17 protein-coding genes are annotated in these 24,771 nt (G+C 70.5%); 7 read left to right on the top strand and 10 right to left on the bottom strand.

Annotation, left to right across the window (positions count from 1 at the left end; all coding sequences use genetic code 11):
- The first annotated feature begins 229 nt into the window (after positions 1-229).
- The 5 genes from AB0J40_RS34260 to AB0J40_RS34240 all read left to right on the top strand — a co-directional run bounded on the left by AB0J40_RS34260 (position 230) and on the right by AB0J40_RS34240 (position 4,391).
- Entirely contained in the window at positions 230-1,381 is a 1,152-nt protein-coding gene (locus tag AB0J40_RS34260; protein ID WP_364461532.1) for a M48 family metalloprotease, read from the top strand.
- A gap of 153 nt (positions 1,382-1,534) precedes the next feature.
- Positions 1,535-1,837, top strand: a complete 303-nt coding sequence (locus AB0J40_RS34255) for a muconolactone Delta-isomerase family protein (protein ID WP_364461530.1) — start codon at positions 1,535-1,537, stop codon at positions 1,835-1,837.
- A 278-nt stretch (positions 1,838-2,115) separates the two neighbouring features.
- Positions 2,116-2,406 (top strand): hypothetical protein, encoded by a 291-nt coding sequence (locus tag AB0J40_RS34250; RefSeq protein ID WP_364461527.1) that lies wholly within the window; start codon positions 2,116-2,118, stop codon positions 2,404-2,406.
- Between the two features lie 46 nt (positions 2,407-2,452).
- A complete protein-coding gene (locus AB0J40_RS34245; RefSeq protein ID WP_364461524.1) occupies positions 2,453-3,328 on the top strand; it encodes a fumarylacetoacetate hydrolase family protein in 876 nt (291 codons plus the stop codon).
- A gap of 730 nt (positions 3,329-4,058) precedes the next feature.
- Positions 4,059-4,391 (top strand): helix-turn-helix domain-containing protein, encoded by a 333-nt coding sequence (locus AB0J40_RS34240; protein ID WP_364461522.1) that lies wholly within the window; start codon positions 4,059-4,061, stop codon positions 4,389-4,391.
- A gap of 63 nt (positions 4,392-4,454) precedes the next feature.
- Here the strand turns inward: AB0J40_RS34240 and AB0J40_RS34235 are convergent, their stop codons facing one another.
- The 4 genes from AB0J40_RS34235 to AB0J40_RS34220 are packed head-to-tail and all read right to left on the bottom strand — an operon-like array spanning position 4,455 to position 11,760.
- On the bottom strand, positions 4,455-5,867 hold the full coding sequence (locus AB0J40_RS34235) for an endo-1,4-beta-xylanase (RefSeq protein WP_364461520.1): 1,413 nt from the start codon (positions 5,865-5,867) through the stop codon (positions 4,455-4,457).
- Positions 5,868-5,895: 28 nt separating this feature from the next.
- On the bottom strand, positions 5,896-7,362 hold the full coding sequence (locus tag AB0J40_RS34230) for an arabinofuranosidase catalytic domain-containing protein (RefSeq protein WP_364461517.1): 1,467 nt from the start codon (positions 7,360-7,362) through the stop codon (positions 5,896-5,898).
- Positions 7,363-7,390: 28 nt separating this feature from the next.
- Positions 7,391-9,763, bottom strand: coding sequence for a ricin-type beta-trefoil lectin domain protein (locus tag AB0J40_RS34225; protein WP_364461514.1), 2,373 nt, complete (start codon positions 9,761-9,763; stop codon positions 7,391-7,393).
- A 26-nt stretch (positions 9,764-9,789) separates the two neighbouring features.
- Complete coding sequence (locus tag AB0J40_RS34220) at positions 9,790-11,760, bottom strand: alpha-L-fucosidase (protein ID WP_364461511.1); 1,971 nt, start codon at positions 11,758-11,760, stop codon at positions 9,790-9,792.
- Between the two features lie 254 nt (positions 11,761-12,014).
- Here AB0J40_RS34220 and AB0J40_RS34215 point away from each other — a divergent pair, with 254 nt between their 5' ends.
- Both AB0J40_RS34215 and AB0J40_RS34210 read left to right on the top strand, forming a co-directional pair.
- Positions 12,015-13,403 carry a glycoside hydrolase family 43 protein gene (locus AB0J40_RS34215; protein WP_364461508.1) on the top strand — a complete coding sequence of 463 codons (1,389 nt, stop codon included), beginning with the start codon at positions 12,015-12,017 and terminating at the stop codon, positions 13,401-13,403.
- A gap of 22 nt (positions 13,404-13,425) precedes the next feature.
- On the top strand, positions 13,426-15,051 hold the full coding sequence (locus tag AB0J40_RS34210) for a ricin-type beta-trefoil lectin domain protein (RefSeq protein ID WP_364461505.1): 1,626 nt from the start codon (positions 13,426-13,428) through the stop codon (positions 15,049-15,051).
- A 273-nt stretch (positions 15,052-15,324) separates the two neighbouring features.
- On the opposite strand, the gene AB0J40_RS34205 is transcribed toward AB0J40_RS34210, so the two are convergent.
- The 6 genes from AB0J40_RS34205 to AB0J40_RS34180 form a co-directional block, all read right to left on the bottom strand.
- A complete protein-coding gene (locus AB0J40_RS34205; protein ID WP_364461715.1) occupies positions 15,325-16,761 on the bottom strand; it encodes an arabinofuranosidase catalytic domain-containing protein in 1,437 nt (478 codons plus the stop codon).
- 85 nt (positions 16,762-16,846) lie between these two features.
- Positions 16,847-17,872 carry a LacI family DNA-binding transcriptional regulator gene (locus tag AB0J40_RS34200; RefSeq protein WP_364461502.1) on the bottom strand — a complete coding sequence of 342 codons (1,026 nt, stop codon included), beginning with the start codon at positions 17,870-17,872 and terminating at the stop codon, positions 16,847-16,849.
- Between the two features lie 56 nt (positions 17,873-17,928).
- The gene (locus AB0J40_RS34195) at positions 17,929-19,281 is read right to left on the bottom strand and encodes an RICIN domain-containing protein (RefSeq protein WP_364461499.1); all 1,353 of its coding nucleotides are present in this window, start codon (positions 19,279-19,281) and stop codon (positions 17,929-17,931) included.
- 21 nt (positions 19,282-19,302) lie between these two features.
- Positions 19,303-20,622 carry a PHB depolymerase family esterase gene (locus AB0J40_RS34190; RefSeq protein WP_364461496.1) on the bottom strand — a complete coding sequence of 440 codons (1,320 nt, stop codon included), beginning with the start codon at positions 20,620-20,622 and terminating at the stop codon, positions 19,303-19,305.
- Positions 20,619-23,486: a PQQ-dependent sugar dehydrogenase gene (locus AB0J40_RS34185; protein WP_364461493.1), complete on the bottom strand. Its 2,868-nt coding sequence runs from the start codon at positions 23,484-23,486 to the stop codon at positions 20,619-20,621. Before AB0J40_RS34185 ends, AB0J40_RS34190 begins: the two co-directional genes overlap by 4 nt.
- A gap of 35 nt (positions 23,487-23,521) precedes the next feature.
- On the bottom strand, positions 23,522-24,694 hold the full coding sequence (locus tag AB0J40_RS34180; RefSeq protein WP_364461490.1) for a ThuA domain-containing protein: 1,173 nt from the start codon (positions 24,692-24,694) through the stop codon (positions 23,522-23,524).
- Between the last annotated feature and the right edge of the window lie 77 nt (positions 24,695-24,771).

The raw sequence follows: 24,771 nt of genomic DNA, 5'->3' as shown, positions 1-24,771 counted from the left end.
GTCCCACCCGGCCCGAAGTTGTGTGCCGATCCGATCTTTCCGGGAAACGGTGACAGATCATCCGCCGCGGTCACACCTAGTACTTTCGGCCGATGTCCGCACGGCGAAAACCCTTCGAAAGGCGTGAGCCATTCCGGGGTTCCTGTCCCGGTGCCGGTTCCACCGTCGATCACCGCCCTACTGTGGCGGTGCTTCGTGATCTTGAAACGAAACCGAAGAGGGGATCGCCTTGACCAACCGGACCGGATTCCTCGGCAGAACACTCGCGGCGGCGGGTACCGCGGCGGCGCTCGTGCTCGCCACGGCCGCACCCGCGAACGCGGCCGCGGCCGCGCCGACCACCGTCGAGCAGGACGTCGCGCAGCTGTACCAGTACGTCGTCGACCTCTACAACGGCCTGCCGGCGGACGCCCTGCGCGGCGTCGACCGGCTCATCGACTCGCCCATCCCGCACTTCGGCCCCCAGCGCCGGGCCGCGCAGGGCCCGATCCCGGGCTGCACCGAGGGATCGCTGCTGACCTACGCCGACAAGCTCGCGGCCCAGCTCACCCCGCTCGAGAACCAGGCGTTCAACGCGCTGTCGGGGCTGAGCCAGCTCTACGTCCAGGGCGTCGCGTCCGACAAGACCACGCAGGTCTTCGGCACCGACGGCCAGTACACCCCGCGCGCCACCGACACGATCGAGAGACTGCGCGGCTTCTGGGACATCGAGAGCTGGAACATCCAGCTCGTCGCCTGGAAGGGCACCGACCTCGGCAGCCAGGCGAAGATGGCGCAGACCTTCAGCCTCGGCCTCGCGCCGGCGAAGGTGAAGGCCGCCGCCGCGCTCGCCACCAAGGTGCTCTACGAAGTGCCCGCGCTGCAGGGCGGCCGCCACCCGCTGCTCACCCTCAACGCGTTCTCCGCCCCGGCCGACAGCCTCGGCGGCAAGCGCGTGGCGCTCGGTGACGGCCTGCTCGACACGGTCAACGTCCTCGGGTTCGACGACGTCTCCGTGGAGTCCGTGATCGGCCACGAATACGGCCACCAGGTCGACTTCGCGCACGAGAACTACCCGCGCAACGAGTCGTCCGAGATGGGCCCCGACGCCTACGGCGGCTACTTCGTCGCCCACGCCAAGGGTTACGCGTGGAACGCCCGTACCCAGCAGGAGGTCACCTACCTGGACGCCTCCATCGGCGACTGCTACCACAGCCACGGCACCCCCGACCAGCGCAAGGCCGCCGGCGCCTGGGGCGAGAAGCAGGCGACGAGCCAGGCCAACCCGAACCGGATCCTCCCGACCGCCACGATGATCGAGAAGTTCCAGAAGGAGTACCCGAAGCTGATGCCGCCGGCCGACCAGCCGGCCGTCGCCGCGGTGGCCGCCGCGCGCGGCTGAGCTCCGGTTCCCGGCAGCGGACCGTCTTCCCCGGCTCGGGGGAGGCGGTCCCTTTCGTGCACCCGGACCCGCCGTTCAGTGATGTCAGTCGATGACATCGGCGTGGTACGGTGATGTCATCGACTGACATCAGCGGCCCCGAAAGGACAGCACATGGCACCCACCCCGACGTTCATGGTGTTCGCCACCCTCCGCGAGGACACCGACTTCGCGGAATTCGCCGCGTTGCGCGAGGACGAGCAGAAACAGCTGGAAGTGCTGCGCGCGGAGGGGCGGATCGGCGCCCACTACGTCTCCCCCGCCCGGCGGGCGACGTTCCTCGAGGTCATCGCCGCCGACGAGGCGCACGTCGCGGAGACGCTGGCGACCCTGCCCTTCGCCCGGTTCTTCGACACCGACGTCTACCCGACCACTCCCCCGGATGCCGCGGAGGCCGCCCACCGGGCGCGCTTGTGAGCCGGGCGGGAAGTCCACGTTGTCCCCCTGGAGAGCTACCGCACCTGCTCGCCCCGGGGTGACGTTTCGCCGTCCCGCTCCCGACAACTTCGGCCCGTCACCGCGGGGCGGGCCGGAAAGGCTTGTCACCGCCGGAAAATTCGGAGGGCGAGCAGCATGAGCAGGACACGGGGGCGCCGGTTCGGCGCGGCTTCGGCGGGCACCACACTGACACTTCTCGGGGTGGCCGCCTGCGACAGCGCGGACGACGAAGAGACATCGGCCCTCACCTGGGGGCCGTGCCCGGCGGCGGCGCCGGGCACGGCCCGGGATCCACGGCTCACCTGCGCGAAGGTGCGGGTCCCGCTCGACTACGGCCGTCCGGACGGCAGGTCGATCCCGCGGACCTCGACGTGCTCGCGAACCTGGTGCCCGGCGCGCAGCCCCGGCGGGTTCCCGACCTGACCCACCTCCTCCGGCGCACCGACGGCCCCGGCACCGTGTTCGGCTACCGCAAGCTGCTCCGCCGGCCCGTCGAGGAGGATCTGCTGACCGACATCGCGCGGTGGCTCGCCGAACGGCTCGGCTGACCGGCGCCGGTTCGCGGTAGGTTCGACACCGGACGAGGAGGTCGGGTTGAGTCACCTGGTTCGCTACGCCGACGGAACCGGCACCACCGGGGTCGGGCTGCTCACCGAGGAGCGGCTGCGGCCGCTCGCGGTGGCGTCGATGAGCGACCTGCTGCGCCGCTCCGTCGCCGAGATCCGCGACCTGGCCGAGGCGGCCGGGGAGCCCGTGTCCACGGCCGGGGTGCGCCTGCTGCCACCGGTCGACGGGCGGATGGAGGTGTGGGCCGCCGGGGTGACCTACCTGCGGTCCGAGGAGGCCCGCCGCGAGGAGAGCGCCGACGAGGACGTCTACGCCCGGGTGTACCGCGCCGAGCGGCCGGAGCTGTTCTTCAAGTCCGCGGCGTGGCGCGTGGTCACCGACGGCGAGCCGATCGCCGTCCGCGCGGATTCCGCCAACAACGTGCCGGAGCCGGAACTCGGCCTGCTGCTGACCGCGGCCGGGGAGATCGCCGGGTACGTGGTGGTCGACGACGTCAGCTCCCGCAGCATCGAGGGCGAGAACCCGCTGTACCTCCCGCAGGCCAAGATCTACACCGGTTCGTGCGCGGTGTCGGCACGGGTGCGGCCGGCGTGGGAGGTGCCGGACCCGCTGTCGCTCGGTCTCCGCATGCGCATCCTGCGCGACGGGCACGAGGTGTTCGACGGCGAATCCAGTACCGCGCAGCTGAACCGCGAACCGGCCGGGCTGGTCGAGTACCTGTGGCGGGACAACGACTTCCCCGACGGCGCCGTGCTGTCGACGGGCACGTCCGTCGTGCCGGGGCTCGACCAGGGGCTGCGGCCGGGAGACGTGGTCGAGATCGAGATCGGCGAGGTCGGCTCGCTGCGCTCCCCCGTGGTGCTGGGCGCGGACGAGGTGCGCCGGGTGCTCGCGGCCCGCTGAGAGGACCTCGCCGCGACGGCGAGCGCTTCCCGCGGCGGAATCTCCGCCCACGATCACCCGGTTGACCAGCGACGCGGCCGGCCGTACCCCTCTTCGTCCGCATCGCTCCGACACGCCCGAGAAAATCTATGCCAGCCGGAGTAGACATTCGCGGGCGAGTCTGGGTATTGTTCTTCTCGTAGCAAGAGAGACAACGTCAAGCAGGCGCGGGAGAGGACGTAACTACCCGCGAGGTAAGACCGGGCGGAGTTCGTGCGCCCGTGCAGATCAGCAGTACCCGTAGTTGTTGTGTGCAAGTGCAGTGGCAGGACCGGTCAGGTGCCCGGAGCCGATCAGTGAACGGGGCTCCGGGCAGTGACCAGCGGCGTCAGCGTGCTGGGACCGAGCAGTGGAAGGGTTCCCGCGGTGACGTGCGCAGCAGCAAGTGAAGTAGCAGTACCCAGTGAAGTTGCAGTACCCCGTAAGTGGAAAACACCGGAAAGAAGGGAACGGGAGCATCATTGGATCGCCCGCGGCGGCCGGGTAGCAGGGCCGCGCGGGTGCCGTAGTCCCATCGAGTTCGGAGGTGGTGCTCGGTCACGAATGAGCGATCCCCGCGACACCCGGCCGTCGGCCGGAAGCGGGTGCAGGAAGCCGGCGGTCGCGCCGGTTGACAATGGTGAAACCCAACCCTTTGAGGACCCCGGGTGCCGTGCACGGCACCCGGGGTCCTTCGTGCTGTGGAGGTGGAATGATTCCTGACCAAGCAGGACCGGGCGCGTCGGACGCGGCCGACAAGTTCGACGACGAGCAGTACCCCGCTTACACCATGGGCCGGGCCGCGGACATGCTCGGCACCACCCAAGGTTTTCTGCGCAGCCTCGACGAAGCCGGGCTGATCACCCCGCAGCGCTCCGCCGGCGGGCACCGTCGCTACTCACGCCAGCAGCTGCGGCTGGCCGCCCGCGTGCGAAAACTGGTCGACGAGGGCACCGCCATCGACGCCGCGTGCCGCATCGTGAGCCTGGAAGACCAGCTGCACGAAGCCCAGCGCCTCAACACCGAACTCCGCGCCGGCGACTGACCCGTCGGGCCCGCCTGGGCGCCTCGCGCACCGTGGTGCGCGAGGCGATCAAGCCCCTCTCCCTCAGGTCCGGGTCGCCGACCCCGTCCACTGCTGGTTCGCCCCGCCGTTGCAGGTCCAGACGATCACCTTGGTCCCGTTGGCGGTCGCGGCACCCGTCACGTCCAGGCACAGGCCCGACTGGCCGTTCGTGATCGTGCCGTTGCCGGGGAACGTCCACTTCTGGCCGGTCCCGCCGGTGCAGTTCGCGATCACCGCCGCGGTACCGGCGGCCGTCCCGCCGCCGGCGGTGTCCAGGCACCGCTGCGTACCTCCGGAGTAGACGGTCAGCGCCCCGGCGCTCGTCCGGGTCCACTGCTGGTTCGCCCCGCCGTTGCAGTCCCAGATCTGCAGTGCCGTGCCGGCGGTGGTCGACGAGCCCGGCACATCCAGGCAGCGGTTCGCGGCCACCGCACGCAGCGCGGCGTCACCTCCGCCGCCGCCGTTGAGCGCGTCGAGAACGGCGGTGTAGGCCTGCTTCTTGCCGTAGTTGCCGTCGAACAGCAGCGGCGTGTCGCCCGAGCGCCACGAGTACTTGTCCGTGACGCCCCAGGCCGTGATGCCCGTGCACCGGGAGACCGCCAGGCACGCCTGGGTGACCTGCCGGAACACGTTGGCCTGACCCGAACCCGAGCCGCCGACGTCCAGCTCGGTGATCTGCACGTCGACCCCGAGGTCGGCGAAGCGCTGCAGGTTGGCCTGGTAGCTGCTCAGGTTCGAACTCGAACTCAGGTGGCTCTGGAAGCCCACGCAGTCGATCGGCACGCCGCGGCTCTTGAAGTCCCGGACCATGTTGTAGATCCCGGTGCTCTTCGCGTTGACCCCGTCGGTGTTGTAGTCGTTGTAGCAGAGCTTGGCGTTCGGGTCGGCCGTGCGGGCCGCGCGGAAGGCGTCCTCGATGTAGCCGTCCCCGAGCTTCTGCTGGAACACCGACTGCCGTCGGGTGCCGTTCTCCTCGAACGCCTCGTTGACGACGTCCCACGCGTAGAGCTGGCCCTTCCAGTGGCCGGCCACCTGGCTGATGTGGTTCTGCATCGCCGACCGCAGGTTGCTCGCGTCCAGGCCGCTCACCCACCCGGCGAGCTGCCCGTGCCACACCAGCGTGTGCCCGCGGATCTTCATGCCCTTGCTCCGGCCCTGGCTGACGATCTGCTCCCCCGGCCCGAAGTTGAACTGGTTCCGGTTCGGCTCGACCGTGGCCCACTTCATCTCGTTTTCCGGGGTGACGCCGTTGAACTCGGCCGTCCACGTGTTCACGTAGGCCGCTTCGCCGAGGTGGCTCGTGGAGATCGCGGCGCCGAAGTACCGGCCGCTCTGCGCCGCCGCGGCGCCGAGAGTGCTCGCCGCGCCGGCGGTGCCGGGCACCAGCACCAGGGAAGCCACGGTGAGGCCGGCGGCGGCGAGCGCGGCCCGCCGCCGGGTCGGGCTGATGGTCATCACAACCTCCTTCCTTCGTCGACGGTGCTCAACCCAGCGTCCACTGCTGGTTGCTGCCGCCGTTGCAGGTCCACAGCTCGACCAGCGCGCCGTTGGCGGTCGACGCGCTCGTCACGTCCAGGCACAGCCCGGACTGCGCGCCGGTGACCGTGCCGTTGGAGTTGACGGTCCACTGCTGGTTGGCCCCGCCGTTGCAGGACCAGGTCACCACCTTCGTCCCGGCACTGGTTCCGTTGCCCGAAGCGTCCAAGCAGAGCGTCTGTCCGCCGACGGACACCGTCAGCTGGTTCGACGACGTGCGGGTCCAGGTCTGGTTCGCCTGGCCGGAGCAGCTGTAGATCTGCAACTGGGTGCCCTGAGTGGTGGTGGACCCCGGGACGTCGAGGCACTTGCCGGCGCCGACCGCGTGCAGCGGCCCGGTGGTGGTGCCGCTGCCGCCGGTGCCGTAGCCGGCCGCGGTGATGTTGGCCTGCACGGCGTTTTCGGTGGCGTCGGACGGATAGCCCGAAGTCATCACGCCTTCGTAGAAGGTGCCCGCGGAGCCGATGCTGTTGTCGCCACCGGTGCCGAGGATGATCGCGCCTTCCTTGCGCATCGGGTTGTACCCGGACACGTTGGGGCGAGCGCCGTCGTAGAAGGTCGACAGGCCGCCGGACTGCGCGTTGCCGCCGCGGATGGCCCAGTGGTTGGGGCCGCCCTTGATGATCGCGGTCAGGTAGCGGTGGCTGATGCTGGGGTCGTTGGCGTTGTAGCGCTGGTTGATCCCGGAGAACAGGCCGTTCTCGAGGTCGGCCATGATCCACGGGCCGTTCCCGGCGCCGTAGCCCCAGACCTTGATGTTGCCGAAGTAGATGGCCTCCATCGTGCCGTTGCCGTTGTCCCGGCTGTTGCGCTCGGCGTTGCCGTAGTCGAAGCAGCAGCCGCCGTTGTAGTGCGTGCCGTCGAAGATCGCGTACATGCCCTCGGGCTGGTCACCGGTCGCCGTGCCGGTGGCGTTGTTGTTCCGGTACCCGGTACCGGGAGCCACGAACACTCCGTACGCCTTCTGCCCGCCGACGGTGATCGGGGCCGCCGCCGCGTTGGCGAGGTTGTCGTACCCGCCGGCGGCCGGGCCGGAGAACCCGCCCGGCGGGGCCTGCGTGAGGTGGTTGCCGCGGCCGGACTGGTCGTAGATGACGGTGATCAGGCACGTCGTCCCGGCGCAGAAGGAATCCTGCGTCGCCGCGTTCGCGACGCCGCCCGCGCTCAGGACGCCGATGTCCCGGGTCGCGTTGTCCGACGCTCGCCGGACTTGGTAGAGCGCGCCGTTGTAGGCGCCGTACAGCGCCCGCGTGGTGGAATGCGCGGCCACGCACGGTGTGCCGCCGGCGGCGTAGAGGTCACACGGTCCTTGCGTGGCGGCCTGCGCCGGTGCGGCCGGGCCGGCCAGCACACCCGAGGCGAGCACCACCGCGGCTCCCGTGGTCTGCAGCGTCCTTCTCCATCGTGCTTTCATCGAACTCCTTTGTCCGGACGGAACACTGTCAGCTTCGGGCCCACTTCTGGGCGTCTCCGCTCGTGCAGGCCTGCAGGGTCACCGGCGCGCTGTTCGCGGTGCCGTTCGGGCCGAGGCACAGTCCTGATTGGACACCGGTGATCGTGCCGTCGGCGTTCGCGTTCCACTGCTGGTTGGTGCCGCCCGTGCAGTCCCAGATGATCGCCCGGGTGCCGGCCGTCGTGCTCGCGCCCTCCGCGTCGAGGCACTTGGCGCCGTACACCTGCAGCTGCTTCCCGGAGGTGAGCGTCCACTGCTGGTTGCCGCCGCCGTTGCAGTCCCACAGCGCGACCTGGGTGCCGTTGGTCTGGGACACGTTCGGGACGTCGAGGCAGCGCCCGGACCCGGTGTTGCGCAGCACCGACGTCGACCCGCCGCCCGAGCCGGTCACGGCGAGGTTGTCGAACTGGGCGGTCTCCCCCGTGCTCGTGCCGATCCCGACCTGCCCGGCCGGGAAGGTGCTGTCGGTGACCGTGCCGAGCACGGCACCGTCGAGGGACGCGGTGATGGTGCTGCCGGAGAAGCCCAGCGCCAGCTTGTGCCAGCGGTTCGTGCCCAGCGCGGTCGTCGTGCCGCTGCGCAGCGTCGTGACCTGCTGGCTGGTGTTGTTGCGCTGGATCGACCACGCGCCGCTGTCGCTGATCCGCAGGTAGTACGCGTTCACCGCGCCCTGGTTGCCGGTGTCCTGCGAGCCGACCCGGCCGAGCAGCTGGACCGACCCGGACTTCTCCAGCAGCACGTCCGCGTTGACCGTGTAGTTGCTCCAGGCCACGTTGCCCAGCAACGCGTAAGGGTCGACGAACTTCTTCCAGGGGATCGGTTTCTGCGGCGCGGCCTGGCGTAGACAGGTACCCGCGCGGCCGGCGCCGCAGGCGGACGTCTCGAAGGCGCCCTCCATGTCCATCAGGTACTTGGCTTCCTTGCCGGTCGCGTACCCGTCGAAGTCGTCGCTGTAGGGCAGGTTCAGCGAGCCCTGCGACGGGCTGGTCGCGGTGCCCTTGCCCTGTCCGGTGGTGGTCGTGATCGTGTACAGGTAGCCGGGCTGGGCGGTCAGGGAGAACGCTCCCCCGGACGGCGTGATGTCGGCCGTGTGCCTGAAGAAGTCCGCGGAGTTGGTCGAGTTGAGGTTGGTCGCCCACACGTGCACCTGACCGTTGGACAGCCCGCCCGTGACGTTCAGGTTCAGCGTCTGGGCCGAAGTCGCGTCCATCGTCTCGATGACCGTGCTGTAGTCACCGGTGCTCGGTGACCTCAGCGAGACGTAGCTGCCGTTGGCGCGGTTGCCGCCGAGGTAGCCGCTGGAGGTGTCGAGGTACTTCCAGCCGGGCGCGGTGAACTGCGTCGTGTGCGCCAGCGCCCAGGCGTCCTTGCCGACCGAGTAGTAGCCCGACCACGGCTGGTTGGCCAGCACCAGCCCCACGGTCGGCCACGGGATGTTCGGCGTGGTGGCGGCGATGAGGTCCCAGTTGAGGTAGGCGGTCATCTTGCCGTCGAGGTAGACGCGGTTGATGCCGCGGGCCAGCGGCTTGGCGCCGTCGTTGTAGTCCTGGGAGCCGTTTTCGCTGGACCACAGCGTCTTGCCGGTGCCGGTGACGCTCGAGGGGACGCTGCACGACGTCTGCGCGCTGAGGTACCCGCAGGTGTAGTGGGCGCTGAGGACGTCGGTCGCGTTGCGGTAGGCCGTGTTCGTCGAGATCGCGCTCGCGGGCCCCCAGTCCCCCGGCCACGAGTCACCGGAGATGACCTTGACCGCGCTGTACCCGTTGGCGTTGAGCGCGTTGCGCAGCGTCACGGTCCAGTCCGCGCTCCACTGCTTCTCGTTCTGGACGCTGGTGAGGTAGTCGATGGTGAGCCCGTGCTGCTTCGCGCACCCGAGCCACGAAAGGTAGTAATCGGTCAGGTCGTTGGAGAAGAAGGTGCCGTTGCCGATCCAGCCCGGCGCGCCCCACGGCAGGCCGACGAGCTTGATGCCGGGGTTGCGTGCCTTGGCCTGCTCCATGATCCACCACTCGTACCCGCGGTTGCAGTCGAGGTCGCCGCGGAAGTGCGCGTGGCTGGGTTCCGCCCCGCTGGTCGAGTTGGTGTCGCCGCCCATCTCCACCTTGAGGATCTGCAGCGCGGCGCCGTAGCCGGGCTTGAAGAGGTAGTCGAGGATCTGGCCGCGCTGGGGCTCGGGGTAGTCGATCAGCAGGCGGCTGTTGCCGCCCCCGCCGCTGACCGCGCCGACGCCGTCGAACGTGCGCCCGGCCGACCCGCCGTCGATCGTGATCGAGGTGGCGGCCTCGGCCGGCGCGGCGGCGGCCACCACCCCAGCGGCCAGGACGACGGTGGCGACCACCATCCGCAGCAGGGTTCGGAACATGGCAGCTCTCGCTTCCGACGAAGGGATCAGACGGCGGTGACGGTCCACTGGTTGTTGGTGCTGCCGTTCGGGGCCCACAGGACCACGGCCGAGCCGGCCGTCGTGCTGCCCGCGCCGTCGAGCGCGGTGCCGGTGGCCTTGTTGACGATCTGGTAGCGCCCGTTGCCGAGCGCCGCGAGCCGCCACTGCTGGTTGTCGCTCCCGGTCCACGCGGACTGCACGGCGTTGACGCCGTTGCCGGTGCGGCCGGCGCTGTCGGCGACCATGCCGTTGGTGCGGTTGACGATCCGGTAGTAGCCGGTGCCCAGGTCGACCAGCTGCCAGTGCAGGTTGGTCGAGCCGTCGTAGGACCACTGCTTGAGCACCGATCCGGCCGCGACGTTCCCGCCGCTGTCGAGCACGAGGCCGGTCGTGACGTTCGCGATCCGGACCCAGCTCGTGGGGACCGGCCCCGAGCCCAAGGCCGGGATCTGGCCGGAGAACGTCAGCCTCACCACGTACGCGGGGGCGCTGAACGGCGCGGTCGACGGCAGCCGGATGTGCAGCCCGGAGCCGTCCTGGGTGCGGTCGGGCAGGTCGGTGTACGACCCGGCGGTGGCGCCGAGCAGCTGCACGGACTTCAGCGAGCCGAGGTTGATCCGGCCCGAGCCGAGCGTCGTGATGTCCAGCGTGCCGCCCGGCCAGCCCAGGACCGTGGCGTAGAGGACGGTGTTGTCCTTGCTGCGGGTGAACCGGATGTCGCGGTTGGTGCCCTCGCGGGGCGTCGTGAACGAGCCGCCGCCCATCTGCGTCGGGCCTTCGCCGTAGGCCGACCAGGCGCGGGTGGCGTAGACCGACTCCCCGAACCGGGCGAGGTAGTCGCCGATGCCGAGCAGGATCGTCCGCTGGCCGGCCGGGATGGTGCCGTCGGCCATCGGCGCGATGTTCAGCAGCATGGTGCCGTTCTTGCTGACGCGGTCGATGAGCGAATGCAGCATCGCCTTCATCGAGTAGTAGCCGATGCCGGTCGTGTAGCACCAGCTGGAGCTGGAGATGCTGTCGTCGGTCAGCCAGTACGGGTTCTGGATGTCGCCCGGACCGCCGCGCTCGAAGTCGAAGACCTCACCGCGGTTGTCCAACCCGTCCTTGTAGGTCGCGACGACGTCCTTGTTCCACGCGACGGCCTTGTTGTAGTAGTACGCCAGGAAGTCGAGTCTCCGAGACTCGTCGACGCGGGAGAGGTTGAAGTCCTGCCACAGCAGGTCGGGCTGGTAGCCGTCGATCACCTCGGCCAGCTTGTCGTACCAGAGCTGGTTCTCCGCCGCCGAACCCAGCTGACCGTAGAGCTTGCGCAGACTGGCGTCCGACTGCGCGGGCACGTGGTCGTAGTAGCCGGTGAAGTGGTAGGCGTGGTGCAGCGACACCATGAACTTCAGGCCCCGGGCGCGGATCGCGTCGGCGTGCAGCCGCACGAGGTCCAGCCGCGGCCCCTTGGCGACGGAGTTCCATTCGTTGACGGCGCTGTTCCACATGGAGAAGCCGTCGTGGTGCTCGGCGACCGGTCCGGCGAACCTGGCGCCGGCGTCGGCGAACAGCTGCGCCCACTCCGCCGGGTCGAAGTTCCCGCCCGCCGACTTGAGCTTCGGCGCGAACTGCACCCAGTTGCCGGCTTTGTCGCGGGCCCCGTTGACGAAGTTGTGGTAGGGCCACGCCGACGGATCGCCGTACACGGCCTTGTGGTGGTTGTTCTCGCTGGACCCGCTGATGTACATGTTGCGCGGGTACCACTCGTTGCCGAACGCGGGGACGCTGAAGACGCCCCAGTGGAAGTAGATGCCGAACTTGGCGTCCTGGAACCACTCCGCGGCGGGCGGGTGCTGGTCGACCGACGACCAGGTGGGCGTGTAGCTGCTCGGCCCGGCGGTGGCCGCGGCGATCCCGCCGCGCAGGAGCCCGGCCGTCGCCGCGCCGCTCACGGTGATCAGACCCAGCATGACGCGGCGGCTGAACTCGGCCATGGCGGGAAGCCTCCTCGGAGCCGGATTGAGTTAGCGCTAACACGATCTGTCTAAGCTCGGGCGAGGCCGGAGGTCAAGCATTATCGGAGGCCGAACCGCGCACTGCGGCGAAGTCCCAGCGTGCACCGCATCGGGCGGGATGAAACTTTCAGCCGGTGCGGCGGATGCTTGTGAGCGTGAACATCACCGTGCCACACTGCTCGTCGCCTGGCCTCGGAGCGCGAGCAACGGTGACCACAACCGAAGGAGCACCCGTGAAAGTCGCTTCCTCGCCATCGGCGATCGTCAAGCCCCGGCGGGCGTTCACCCTCGTCGTCGCGCTGCTGTGCGCGCTCGGGCTGTTCCCGGCCGTCGCCGCCGCGGACAACCCCATCATCCAGACGATCTACACCGCCGATCCGGCTCCGCTGGTGTACAACGGCCGCGTCTACCTCTACACCGGGCACGACGAAGACGGCTCGACGTACTTCACCATGAAGGAGTGGCGGGTCTGGTCCTCGGCGGACATGGTCAACTGGACCGACCACGGATCGCCGTTGAACCTGGCCAGCTTCACCTGGGCGAGCGCCAACGCCTGGGCGGGCCAGACCATCTACCGCAACGGCAAGTTCTACTGGTACGTCCCGATGACGGTCCGCGCGACCGGCGCGATGGGCATCGGCGTGGCCGTGTCGACCAGCCCGACCGGGCCGTTCAGCGACGCGCTCGGGCACCCCCTCGTCGCCAACGGCGAGTTCGATCCCACGGTGTTCGTCGACGACGACGGGCAGGCCTACCTGTACTGGGGAAACCCGCACCTGTGGTACGTCAGGCTCAACCCCGACATGATCTCCTACTCGGGCAGCCCGACGCAGATTCCCCTGACCACCGCCGGGTTCGGCACGCGCCCGGGCAACACCAGCCGGCCGACGCTGTTCGAGGAAGGCCCGTGGGTCTACAAGCGCAACGGCCTGTACTACAACGTGTTCGCGGCGCAGTGCTGCTCCGAGTTCATCGGCTACTCGACCGCGCCCGGCCCCACCGGGCCGTGGACCTACCGCGGGACGGTCATGCCCACCCAGGGCAGCAGCTTCACCAACCACCCGGGCGTGATCGACTTCAACGGGAACTCCTACTTCTTCTACCACAACGGCGCCCTGCCGGGCGGCGGTGGCTACACGCGCTCGGTGGCCGTGGAGAAGTTCAGCTACAACGCCGACGGCTCCATCCCGACGATCAACATGACCACGACCGGCGCGCCGCAGGTCGGGACGCTCAACCCGTACACGCGGCAAGAGGCGGAGACGATCGCCTGGGAGTCCGGTGTGGAGACCGAGCCGTCCAGCGAAGGCGGGATGAACGTCGGCTACCTCGAGAACGGGGACTGGATCAAGGTCAAGGGCGCCGCTTTCGGCACCGGTGCGCGCTCCTTCACCGCGCGGGTCGCCTCCGCGGCGGCCGGCGGGCGGATCGAGCTGCGGCTGGACAGCACCGGCGGCACGCTGGCCGGCACCTGCACCGTCGGCGGCACGGGTGGCTGGCAGACCTGGACGAGCGTGTCCTGCCCGGTGACCGGAGCCACCGGCACCCACGACCTGTACCTCCGGTTCACCGGCGGCAGCGGCTACCTGTTCAACGTGAACTGGTGGCAGTTCGCGGCCTGACGACTCCCGGAAAGGGGCGACGATGCCCGTTCGACTGCGTCACCTGCTCACCGCCGCGGCCACGGCACTGGCCGTGACCACCGCGCCGGCGGCCGCCGCGGCCGCACCCGGCAGCCCGGCGCTCACCCCGCCGCTGGGGTGGAACAGCTGGAACAGCTTCGGCTGCGGCGTCACCGAAACCGCGATCCGCCAGGCGGCCGACGCGATGGTTTCGTCCGGGATGAAGGACGCGGGCTACCAGTACGTCGTCGTCGACGACTGCTGGTTCGACCCGCAACGCGACTCCCAGGGCGCGTTGCGCGCCAACGCGTCGAAGTTCCCCAGCGGGATGAAGGCCCTGGGCGACTACATCCACAGCCGGGGCCTGAAGTTCGGCATCTACCAGGTGCCGACCGACCGCACGTGCGCCCAGCGCACCGGCACCTACCCCGGGTCCACCGGCAGCGCGGGGCACGAGGTCCAGGACGCCGGCACGTTCGCGTCCTGGGGCGTGGACTACCTCAAGTACGACTGGTGCTCCCCCGCCGGCACCCGCGACGAGCAGGTCGCCCGGTTCACGGTGATGCGCGACGCGTTGCGCGCCACCGGGCGTCCGATCGTCTACAGCATCAACCCCAACAGCTACCACGCCATCACCGGCGACAAGTACGACTGGGGCCAGGTCGCCGACCTCTGGCGCACCACCGAGGACCTGCTCGACATCTGGCAGAACGGCAACACCAACAGCTACCCGATGGGCGTGGGCAACGTCCTCGACGTCACCGCCCCGCTGGCCGCGCAGGCCGGGCCGGGGCACTGGAACGACCCGGACATGCTCGTGGTCGGGCGGCCCGGGTTGTCGCTGACCGAGTCCCGCGCCCACTTCGCCCTGTGGGCCCTCATGGCCGCGCCGCTGATGGCGGGCAACGACATCCGCACGATGTCGGCCGACATCAGCGCGGTGCTGAGGAACCCGCGGCTGCTGGCGGTCGACCAGGACCGGCTCGGCGCCGGCGGCCGCCGGGTCCGCGACGACGGCGACGTCGAGGTCTTCGCCAAGCCGCTGGCCGACGGCTCGGTCGCGGTCGGGCTGCTCAACCGCGGCGGCGGAACGACCACGGTGAGCACGACGGCGGCGCAGATCGGGCTGTCCGGCACGGCGTTCACCTTGACGGACCTGTGGACGGGCGCGACGTCCTCGACCGGCGGCCCGATCAGCGCGAGCGTGCCCGCGCACGGCGTCGCGGCGTACCGGGTGTCCGGCGGTTCCCCGCTGGCGGCGACGACGTCCCGGCTGCGCGGCGCGGGTTCCGGCCGCTGCCTCGACGTCGACAACGCCTCGACGGCCGCCGGCGCGGGCACGCTGATCTGGGACTGCCAAACCGCGGCGAACCAGCTGTGGACCACCTGGCCGAACGGCGAGGTCCGCGTGTTCGGCGACAAGTGCCTCGACGCCGACCACCAGGGCACGGTCAACGGCACCAGGGTGATCAGCTGGCCGTGCAGCGGGCAGGACAACCAGAAGTGGACGTTCGGTTCGGACGGTTCGCTCCGCAACGTCCATTCCGGACTGTGCCTGGACGCCGAAGGGGCGGCGACGGCCAACGGGACCCACGCGATCCTGTGGAGTTGCAACGGCCAGCCGAACCAGCGCTGGAGTCGCGTCTGATCCGTCCGGAGACCAGCCGAACGCCCGAGCCGACAGGACGGCTCGGGCGTTCGGCAACTCCGGGATCACCTGCCACAACGCAATCTGACCGGGCCCGAATCAACCCCGGGTGGATTTGAGCACGTGCTGCCCACCGCCGCCGGCGACCGACTCCCGTGGCGGGGCCGGCAGGCCGACCGCAACCAATCGAGGCCGTGCTGCCACAGCGACAAAAGCCGAACGCCCGAGCCGTCCACCACGGCTCGGGCGTTCGGTTCTCCCCGGAAGGTGGTCTCAGCGATAACCGGCCGCGACGATGTTCGCCTGCACCGCGTTCTCCGTCGCGTCGGACGGGTACCCCGCGACCATCGCCCCTTCGTAGAACGTCCCCGCGCTGAGATTGGCGCCGCCGCCCGGCTTGCAGCAGTCGCCGCCGCTGCCCAGCACGATCGCTCCCTGCTTCTTCATCGGGCTGTACCCGCTCGGGAGCCCGCCGTCCCACAGCGTCGTGAGGCCGCCCGATTGCGCGTCGCTGCCCTTGATGGCGAACCGGGACGTTCCGTTGTTCTTCAGCACCGCCGTGACGAACTTGCTGCCGAACGCCCGCTGGTTCGGGTTCCACGTCTGGCTGCCGCCGGGGTAGAGCCCCCACTCGAGGTCGGCCTGCACCCACGGACCGGTTCCGGAGCAGCCGCCGAACCAGCACTGCTTGCCGAAGTTGAGCGCGTCCATGGCCCCGGCCGCGTCGGCCTTGCGGGTCGTTTCGCTGTTGCCGTAGTCGAAGCAGCAGCCGCTGTTGACGTGGGTTCCGCTGGTCACCATGTACATGCCCTCGGGCGCGCTGCCGGTGGGCACGCCGGTCAGGTGACCGTCGCGCCAGTAGCTGTTGCCCGGGTTGATGTACAGCGAATAGGCCTTGCTGCCGCCGACCGTGAGCGACTCGGTGGTCGCCTTCGCCGGGCTGCTCTGGCTGGAGCCCGGAACGACGCTCGACCCCTGGTACCACAGGTCGTTCCCCCGCCCGGACTGGTCGTAGACCACCGTGATGACGCAGGAAGTGCCGCCGCAGAAGGAATCCTGGGCCGCGGCGTCCGCGGCACCGCCCGCCGCCAGGACGCCGATGTCGCGGGTCCCGTTGTCGGACGCGCGCCGGACCTGGTACAGCTTGCCGGTGTAGGTCCGGTACAGCGCGCGGACCGTGCTGTGCGCGGCGACGCACGGCGTACCACCCGACGCGTAGATGTCGCACGGCCCGGCGCCGGTGGGCACCGAGGTCCCGGTGGTCCACCGCTGGTTGCTCTGGCCGTGGCACGTCCACAGGATGACCGCGGTGCCGTTGGCCGTCCCGGCGCCGTTCACGTCGAGGCACAGCCCGGACTGGACGCCGGTGATCGTTCCGTCGGCGTTCTGCCGCCACTGCTGGTTCGCCCCACCGGTGCAGGACCAGATGATCACCGCCGTTCCCGGCGCCGTCTGGTTGCCGTAGGCGTCCACGCACCGCGTCCCGTTCAGCGCCCGCAACTCGCCGGCGCCGGTGAATTCGAACGCCTGGCTCGCCTGGCCGGTGCAGTCCCGGATCTCCAGCGCCGTGCCCGGGGTGTCGACGCCGCCCGCCACGGCCAGGCACCGCCCGGACGCCGCGCTCGTGAGCGACGTCGTCGCCGCGGCCGCCGGTATCGCCCCGGCCAGGGCGGCCGCCACCAGCACGGCCAGGACCAGGACGGCCCGCACCGGGTTGACTCGAGTGGTCACGAATCCTCCTTCGGGCACCGCGGATCCCGCCGCGGCGCCATTGTTAGCGCTAACACAACAGGAGTCATCCCGAGATGCGCGTGACCAGCTCGGTGTCCAGCACCGCGCAGCGGGGGCCGCCCGAGCCACCGAGCATCGCCAGCAACTCGGCCGTCATCCGGGCGCCCATCTCCTCGATCGGCTGCCGCACCGTCGTCAGCGGCGGATCCGTGCGCCGCCCGATCGGCAGGTCGTCGAACCCGATCACCGCCACGTCGCCGGGCACCCGCCGCCCCGCGCGGCGCAACGCCCGCATCGCGCCCACCGCCATCATGTCCGACGCGGCGAAGATGGCGTCGACGTTCGGTCTCCGGTCCAGCAGGCGCGCGGTGGCGTGCTCACCGGACGCCTGCCCGAAGTCCCCGAACACCACCAGCCCCCGGTCGCCGTGGCCGGCGCCCGCCACCGCCTGCCGGTAGCCGAGCAGCCGGTCCACCCCGGCCGTCATGTCCTGCGGGCCGGCGATGGTCGCCACGGTCCGCCGTCCCGCGTCGAGGAAGCGCTGGGTGGCCCGCCGGGCACCACCCCGGTTGTCGACGTCGACGTAGGAGAACCGGCCGGGCTCCCGGCCGCAGACCGGCCGGCCGCCGAACACCACCGGGATGCCGAGCCAGCCCAGATCGAGCGGGCGCCGGCCGTGCATCCCGATGACCAGCGCGCCGTCGACGTGCCCGCCGTCGAGGTACCGGACCACCGGGGCCTGGTAGTTCTCCGTCGCGGGCACGGTGAGCAGCACCAGCTGCAGGCCGACCCCGTTCAGCGCCTTGCCGACCCCGGCCGCGACGCGGGCGAAGTAGGGATCGGCGAACAGCCGCGGAACCTCCTCGCACACCACGAGCGCGACCGAGCCGGTGGGCCCGGCCGCGGCTCGCGCGGCACGCTGGCGGGCGTACCCCAGCGCCGACATCGCCGACTCGACCTGCTGGCGCGTTTTCGGCCGCACCCGGGCGAAGCCGTTGAGCACGCGGGACGCGGTGGCGGTCGACACCCCGGCCGCCCGCGCGACATCGGCCAGGGTCGGACGGAGTTCGGGTGACTCGGCGATGGACACGTTCGCTCTCCCAAGACGTCGTTGTCTTAACGGGCTCACTCGAGGATATGGCCGCCTCAGGCGCGCTGGAGCCGGAACCGCTGGTTGGCCGCACCGGTGTACGTCCATTGGGACACCCGGGCGCCGTCGGCGCTCGAAGCTTCCCAGACGTCCATCGCCAGGCCACTCAGCCGGTTGACCAGGCTGACCACGCCGCCACCCTGGTCGGTGACCCGCCACTGCTGCGCCGCGGCACCGGAGTCGGGCTGCTGCGTGATGTCCGCGCCGGTGGCGGAGCCGGCCACCTGGAGCACCAGGCCGCTGTGCCGGGCCCGGACGCGGTAGTAGCCGTCGCCGGAGTCGAGGAAGTCGAACTGCTGGTTCTGGCCGCCGGTGGCCGTCCACTGCTGCAGCCGGGCGCCGGCGGCGGTGGAGACGCCGCTGATGTCCAGGAGCTTGCCGCTGTGCTCGGCCACCAGGGTGTAGTTCACCCCGACCTGCACCGGTGCTCCGGACGGCGGGGTCGACGAGTCGAACTGCGTGATGAACTTCCACACCTCACCCGAGGTCCAGGTCTGCCAGCCGCTGCAGGTGCACCCGTCGCGCGGGCCGGGGTCGTGGCCGCCGTCGAAGGCGGCCCAGACCACGGGGTAGCCGGCGCGGCAGCCGGAGTAGGCCGTGACGATGTGGGTGTGGCTGCCGCTCGCCGGCTCCGGCGGGTTCTGCGGGGTGCAGCCGTTGTTCCGGACGAACTGGTCGCGCAGCGCGCGTCCGGACGCGATGGGCAGGACGTTGTCCCCGATGCCGTGCATGCCGATGTACGCGACCGGCTGGGTGCCACCGCTGCAGCCGCTGAGGTTCGCCCCGGAGTAGACGGCGACCGCGCGGAAGACCGTCGGCCGGGCGCAGGCGAGCGCGTAGCTCATGGCACCGCCGTAGCTGAACCCCCCGGCGAACACCTGCGAGGTGTCGACGCACAACGCCGACTCCAGCTGCCTCAGCAGGTCGTCGATGAAGGTGACGTCCTGGCCGCCCGGGTTGGCCCAGCCGTTGCCGTTGCCTTGGGGCGCCACGAAGATCGTGCTGTTGCCCGCGCTGTCGGCCAGCCGCCGGAGCCCGTAGTAGGACCAGTTGTAGCCGTCGGTCCCGCCGGAGTCGACGTCGTTGGCCGTACCGCCGCGCCAGTGCAGCCCGACGAACAGCCGGTACGGGTGGGAGTTGTCGTAGTTCGCCGGCACCCGCAGGATGTAGCTGCGGTTCTGGCCGCCGCTCGAGATCGTGTGGCTACCGCTGGCCAGGCCGGGAGCGGCCCCGCAGCCCGCGGTGCCTGCCGCCGCCGCACCGGGGACGGCGGCCTGGGCGGTGCCGATCGCGGGCGTCATCAGCAGCGCCCCGATCGCGGCCGACGTGAGCAGACGTCTGAACCTCATCGCGTGCGCTCCTTTCCCCGGTCAGTTCCGGGTCCATTGCTGGGTGGTGGCGTGGGTGCAGGTCCCGAGCCGGACGGCGGTGCCGTTCGCGGTCGCGCCCGCGAGTTCGAGGCAGAGCCCCGACTGCGTCGCGGTGATCGCGCCGTCGGAATTGACCTGCCACTTCTGGTTGGCGCCGCCGTGGCACGCCCAGATGATCGCGGCCGTGCCGGGCGTGGTCCCGGCGCCTTCGGCGTCCAGGCAGCGCAGCGAGCCGCCGGAGTAGACGGTCAGCTCCCCGGTCGCCGTGGCCGTCCACGTCTGGTTCGCGCCGCCGTGGCAGTCCCAGACCTGCAGGCGCGTGCCCTGGGTGGTCGACTGGCCCGGCACGTCCAGGCACCGGCCCGCGGCCACCGACCGCACCGGCGCGCCGGTCGTCGCGCTCCCACCGGCGTCGAGGCCGAGGAACGAGATGGCGTACGCGAGCATCCCGGCCTGGGGCAGGGTGTGGCCGGTACCGGCGATCGTGATGCCCTCGACGGGTGCCTGGGTGCCGGTGCCGCCGTAGCGGTTCCGCGTCCACGACGACTGCGGGTGGTCGGTGTACGACGGCGTCTGGCCCAGCCCGCGCAGCGCGGTCCACTGTTTGATCTCTTCGCCGTAGTTCGGGTAGGCCAGGGTGGTGTCCTGGTTGCCGTGCCACAGCTGCATCCGCGGGTAGCTGCCCGAGTAACCGGGGTACATGGCGTGGGCCTGGTCGGCCCACTGCTGCGCGGACTTGACGACGTTCCCGCCCGCGCACTGACTGTTCCAGAGCGAGCCGTCGGTGGTCGCGAAGCACCCGGCGGGCACGCCGGAGAACGCGGCGCCGGCGGAGAAGACGTCCGGGTACTCGGCGGCGAGGACGTTGGTCATCATGGCGCCCGAGGAGAAGCCGCTGACGACGATCCGGCCGGGATCGACGTTGTAGTGCTGGCGGGTCCAGGCCACCATCGCCATGATGCCGGTGGAGTCGCTGCCGCCGTCGCGCGTCAGGCCCGCTTTCGTCGACACGTCGAAGCAGTGCCCGTCCCGGGTCGCCTCGGGCACGACGACGAGGTAGCCGTAGCGGTCGGCCGCCGTGGCGTAGTCGTGCCCGTTGCCGTTGAAGATCGCGCTCGCCGAACCCCCGCAGTAGTGCACCAGCACGAGCAGGGCCGGTTTGGGCGCCACGTTGTCCGGCACGTACAGGTACATGCCGAGGTTGGTCGGGTTGGCGCCGAACCCGGTGACGCGGGTCAGCGTGGCGGCCTCGGCCGGCGCGGCGGTCGCGAACAGCGCCGCGAGCGGCAAGAGGAGGAGGAAGGCGAGCAGACGTTTCACCGCAGGCTCCATTGCTGGTTGGCCTGGCCACCACAGGACCAGAGGATGACTTTCGTACCGTTGGCGGTGCCTTGGGCGTTCGCGTCGACGCACAGCCCGGACTGGACGCCGGTGATCGTGCCGTTCGCGTTGACGTTCCACTGCTGGTTCGCCTGGTTGTGGCAGTCCCAGATGATGACCGCCGTGCCGTTGGCCGTGCCCTGACCGGACGCGTCCAGGCACTTGTTCCCGTAGACCACCAGCTGCTTGCCGCTGGTGTAGGTCCACTGCTGGTTGGCGGCCTGGCTGCCGCAGTCGCGCAGCTGCACCTGGGTCCCGTTGGCCGTCGAGGAGTTCGGCACCTCGACGCACCGGCCGGACTGCGTCCCCACGATCTGCTTGCCCGGCGGCGGCGGGGTGCCGGGCTGGCCGACCCCGGCGCCGGTGAAGTGCACCCAGTTGACGTTGAACAGGTAGGCGGCGCCGCTCTGGCCGGCGGGGTTGCGGGCCACGAAGTAGAGCTTGCCGGTGCCGGTGGGCGGGTTCGTCAGGCTGACCGCGAAGTCCTGCCAGTTCTGCCAGCCGCCGGTGCCGGTGACCGGCACCGAGGCGACGAGTGCGCCGTCCGGCGCGTTGCGGCGTACCTCGAGCGTGCCGCCGGAGCCGCCCGAAGACGCGCGGACGTGGAGACCGGTGATGTTGTCCAGTGCGATCGGGTCGACCGACCACCAGTCGCCGTCCTGGACGAACGCCGCGCTGCTGCCGCCGCCCATCGGGTCGGTGGCGGCCTCCACGGTGACGCCCGGGGTGTCGGTGCCCTTCCCGTCCGCGGTGCGGCCGGTGGCGGTGAAGAACTCGGCCTGCTTCATCTCGGGTTGCAGGATCGCCTGGGCGCGAGTGGTGATCGGGCCCGCTCCCCCGGCGCCGCCCTTGTCCGTGTAGGACGCTTCGACGACGTAGAAGATGTTGTCGTTTTCGCTGTGTCCCGAGGAAAGCGTGGTCTGCACATCGGCGGTGCACCCGTGGTACTGGTCGAGCGGGTGCCCGTGCTCGTCGTGGCCGAGGTAGGCCTGGATGGTCACCTGCGCGCAGTCGATCGCGCCGTCTTCGGGATCGGTGACCGTGACGGCGAAGTGCACCTTGTCGCCCCACTCGAACAGCCCGCCCGCCGGCGGGGTGGTGATGGTGACCGCCGGTGCCGTGTTGCCCGCGGTGACGGCGACGCTCGCGGTGCCGGTGGCCCCGGCCGAGTTGGTCACGGTGAGCACGGCCGTGTAGTTCCCGGCGGCGTAGGTGTGGCTCGGGTTCGCCGCGGTGGACGTGGTGCCGTCCCCGAAGTTCCAGCTGTAGCGCAACGTCGAGCCGCCCGGGTCGGCCGAGCCGGCGCTGGAGAAGTTCACGGTCAGCGGGGCGGGCCCGCTGGTGCGGTCCGCGGCGGCCTTCGCGACCGGCGCGGCGGAGCCGCCACCGAGGTAGTCGACCCGGACGATGGCCGCGTCGCTGTTGCCGCCGCCGTACCCGGTGCCCCATTCGATGACGTAGAGCGCGCCGTCCGGGCCGAACTCGAAGTCCATCGGCCGGTTGAACTTCACCGACGGCAGCAGCGGATCGATCGAGGTGACGGTGGTGCCGCCGCTGTCGAGCTGGAAGGTGTACATCGAGCTGGTGTTCCACTCGGCGAAGACCGCGCGGCCGTCGAAGTCCGCCGGCCACTTGCGGGTGGAGGCGAGGTTCGGGTCGAACCGGTAGACGGGGCCTGCCATCGGCGCGCCGCCGGACAGCTGCGGGAAGTGCGCCGGGTCGGCCTGGTAGTGGTAGTACACCTGGGCCGGGACGGCCGGGGGCAGCTTCGTCAGCCCGGTGTTGTTGGGCGAGCTGTTGGTGGGGCCGCCGGCACAGTCGAACGGCGCGCCGGACGTGCCGGTGGCGAAGTCGTACTGGTTGTAGGCCAGGTTCGGGCCGACGCAGAACGGCCACCCGGCGTTGCCCGGCTTGCTGAGGACGTCCCATTCCACGGTGTTCTGCGGGCCGCGGGTCGAGCTGGCGTTCGGCGCGTCCGGGCCGTAGTTGGCGACCAGGGGGTAGCCGGTCTTCGGGTCGAGGCCCATCCGGAACGGGTTGCGCTCACCCATCGTGTAGATCTCCGGGCGGGTGCCGGCCGTGCCGGGCGCGAACAGGTTGCCCGAAGGGATCGTGTACGTCCCGTTGGCTTCCGGGTGGATCCGCAGGACCTTGCCGGACAGGCTGTTGGTGTTGCCCGCGGTGCGTTCGGCGTCCCAGTACGCGCGGCCGGACCGCCGGTCGAGCGGGCTGTAGCCGTCCGAGGCGAACGGGTTCGTGTTGTCCCCCAGCGACAACCACAGGTTCCCGTTCTTCTTGTCGATGACCAGGCCCGCGCCGTGGTGGCAGCATTCCGCGCGCTGCACCGGCACGTCGAGCACGACCTTCTCGGTCGACTGGTCGATGGTGTCGCCGCCGACGGTGAACCGGCTCAGCCGGTCGACGTTGCCGGCGTTGTTCGGCGAGTAGTAGACGTAAACCCACTGGTTGGTGGCGAAGCCCGGGTCGAGCGCGATGTTGAGGCCGCCGGATTCGTTGGCCGTGAAGACGTTCAGGTGCGTCGAGAGAACGGTGGTGCCGTCGGGCTTGACGACTTTCACGTCACCGAGCCGGTCGATGTAGAAGACCCGCCCGTCCGGGGCCACGTCCAGCGCCATCGGGTTGCCGGTCTCGGTGTGCAGCGTGACCTTCTGGAACTTCGAGTCCGGCGGCAGCGCCGCCGCGGCGGCCGGGCCCGCCGGTGTGGTGAGCACCGGTGCCAGGGCGGCGGCCAGTACCGCGGCCACCGCCAGTGCGCCGCGGCGCAGCGCGGGAAATCCGGACATGGCTCTCCTCGGGGCGAAGGGGTGGCGGGGACGGTTCAGCGCAGGGACCACTGCTGGTTGGTCTGCCCGGCGCACGACCACAGGATGATCTTCGTGCCGTTGGCCGTACCCCGGCCGGAAGCGTCCAGGCAGAGGTTCGACTGGACGCCGGTGATCGTGTTCGCGCTAACATTCCACTGCTGATTGGGCTGCCCGGTGCAGTCCCAGATGATCACCGGCGTGCCGTTGGCCGTGCCGCGGCCGGACGCGTCCAGGCACTTGCTCCCGTACACCGTCAGCTGCTTGGCCGCGGTGTAGGTCCACGTCTGGTTCGCCTGGCCCGCCACGCAGTCCCGCAGCTGCACCTGGGTCCCGTTCGCCGTCGAGGCGTTCGGCACCTCCACGCACCGGCCCGACTGCGCGCCCACGATCTGCTTGCCCGCCGGCGGCGGTGTCGTGGTGACCGAGCAGTTCGCGGGCACCGCCCCGGCCGCCGTGCGGATCCCGCCCAGCAGCAGGTGCAGGAAGTTCGGTTCACTGAAGCTCTCGACGGTGTGGCCCATGCCGGTGTACCAGGCGCGGCCGCCGTCGAAGTCGTGGCACCACGTCGTGGGGTGGTCCGCGCCCATCGTGGCGCCCGAGTAGCTGGATTCGTCCACAGTGGTCAGCACGTGCACGGCGGGGCGCGGGTTCGTCCGGAAGTCGTACCACTCGTCGAACCGGGTGTACTGCGCCGGCAGCCCCTGCGTCGACGGGTGGTTCGCGTCCTCGACCTTCACGAGCGCGTTCTGCTGCGCCGGGTGCTGCTTGAAGTAGGCGCCGACCAGCTGGCCGTACCAGGCCCAGTCGTACCCGCTGTCGGAAGCCGCGTGGATGCCGGCGAACCCGCCACCGCGCTCGATGTAGCGCCGGAAGGCGTCCTTCCCGGCCTGCGTGCCGACCGGGTCGCCGGTCGTGGACAGGAAGACGACGGCGGCGTACGGGGCCAGGCCGGCGTCGGTGAACACCGAGTCGTCCTCGGTGGCTTCGACCGCGAAGCCGTTCTGCTGCCCCAGTTGCCGGATCGCGGCGATCCCGGCCGGGATGGAGTCGTGCCGGAAACCGGTGGTCTTGGAGAACACCAGGATCGAGAAGGCCGCCGTGGGCGCGGCCGACACCGGCGCCGCGATCCCCACGAGCAGGACGGCGAGCAGGAGGGCCGCGCGCAGAGTACGAGACAGCGTCGTCACAGGTACTCCTCTTCAGGAGCGCAAGGAGCGCGCGGGGTGCGCGCTGCGAAACCGCCCGGTTACCGACCGAACGGACA

It is taken from the genome of Amycolatopsis sp. NPDC049691, assembly GCF_040675005.1.
Lineage (GTDB): Bacteria > Actinomycetota > Actinomycetes > Mycobacteriales > Pseudonocardiaceae > Amycolatopsis.
Note: the sequence above shows the minus strand (reverse complement) of the source record. Positions and strands in the feature narration are given on the sequence as shown.

Bases quoted from the DNA above. Each gene is read 5' to 3' on its own strand.
- AB0J40_RS34255 (WP_364461530.1), top strand. From the start codon at position 1,535: ATGGCACCCACCCCGACGTTCATGGTGTTCGCCACCCTCCGCGAGGAC.
- AB0J40_RS34240 (WP_364461522.1), top strand. From the start codon at position 4,059: ATGATTCCTGACCAAGCAGGACCGGGCGCGTCGGACGCGGCCGACAAG.
- AB0J40_RS34235 (WP_364461520.1), bottom strand. From the start codon at position 5,867: ATGACCATCAGCCCGACCCGGCGGCGGGCCGCGCTCGCCGCCGCCGGC.
- AB0J40_RS34230 (WP_364461517.1), bottom strand. From the start codon at position 7,362: ATGAAAGCACGATGGAGAAGGACGCTGCAGACCACGGGAGCCGCGGTG.
- AB0J40_RS34225 (WP_364461514.1), bottom strand. From the start codon at position 9,763: ATGTTCCGAACCCTGCTGCGGATGGTGGTCGCCACCGTCGTCCTGGCC.
- AB0J40_RS34220 (WP_364461511.1), bottom strand. From the start codon at position 11,760: ATGGCCGAGTTCAGCCGCCGCGTCATGCTGGGTCTGATCACCGTGAGC.
- AB0J40_RS34210 (WP_364461505.1), top strand. From the start codon at position 13,426: ATGCCCGTTCGACTGCGTCACCTGCTCACCGCCGCGGCCACGGCACTG.
- AB0J40_RS34195 (WP_364461499.1), bottom strand. From the start codon at position 19,281: ATGAGGTTCAGACGTCTGCTCACGTCGGCCGCGATCGGGGCGCTGCTG.
- AB0J40_RS34185 (WP_364461493.1), bottom strand. From the start codon at position 23,486: ATGTCCGGATTTCCCGCGCTGCGCCGCGGCGCACTGGCGGTGGCCGCG.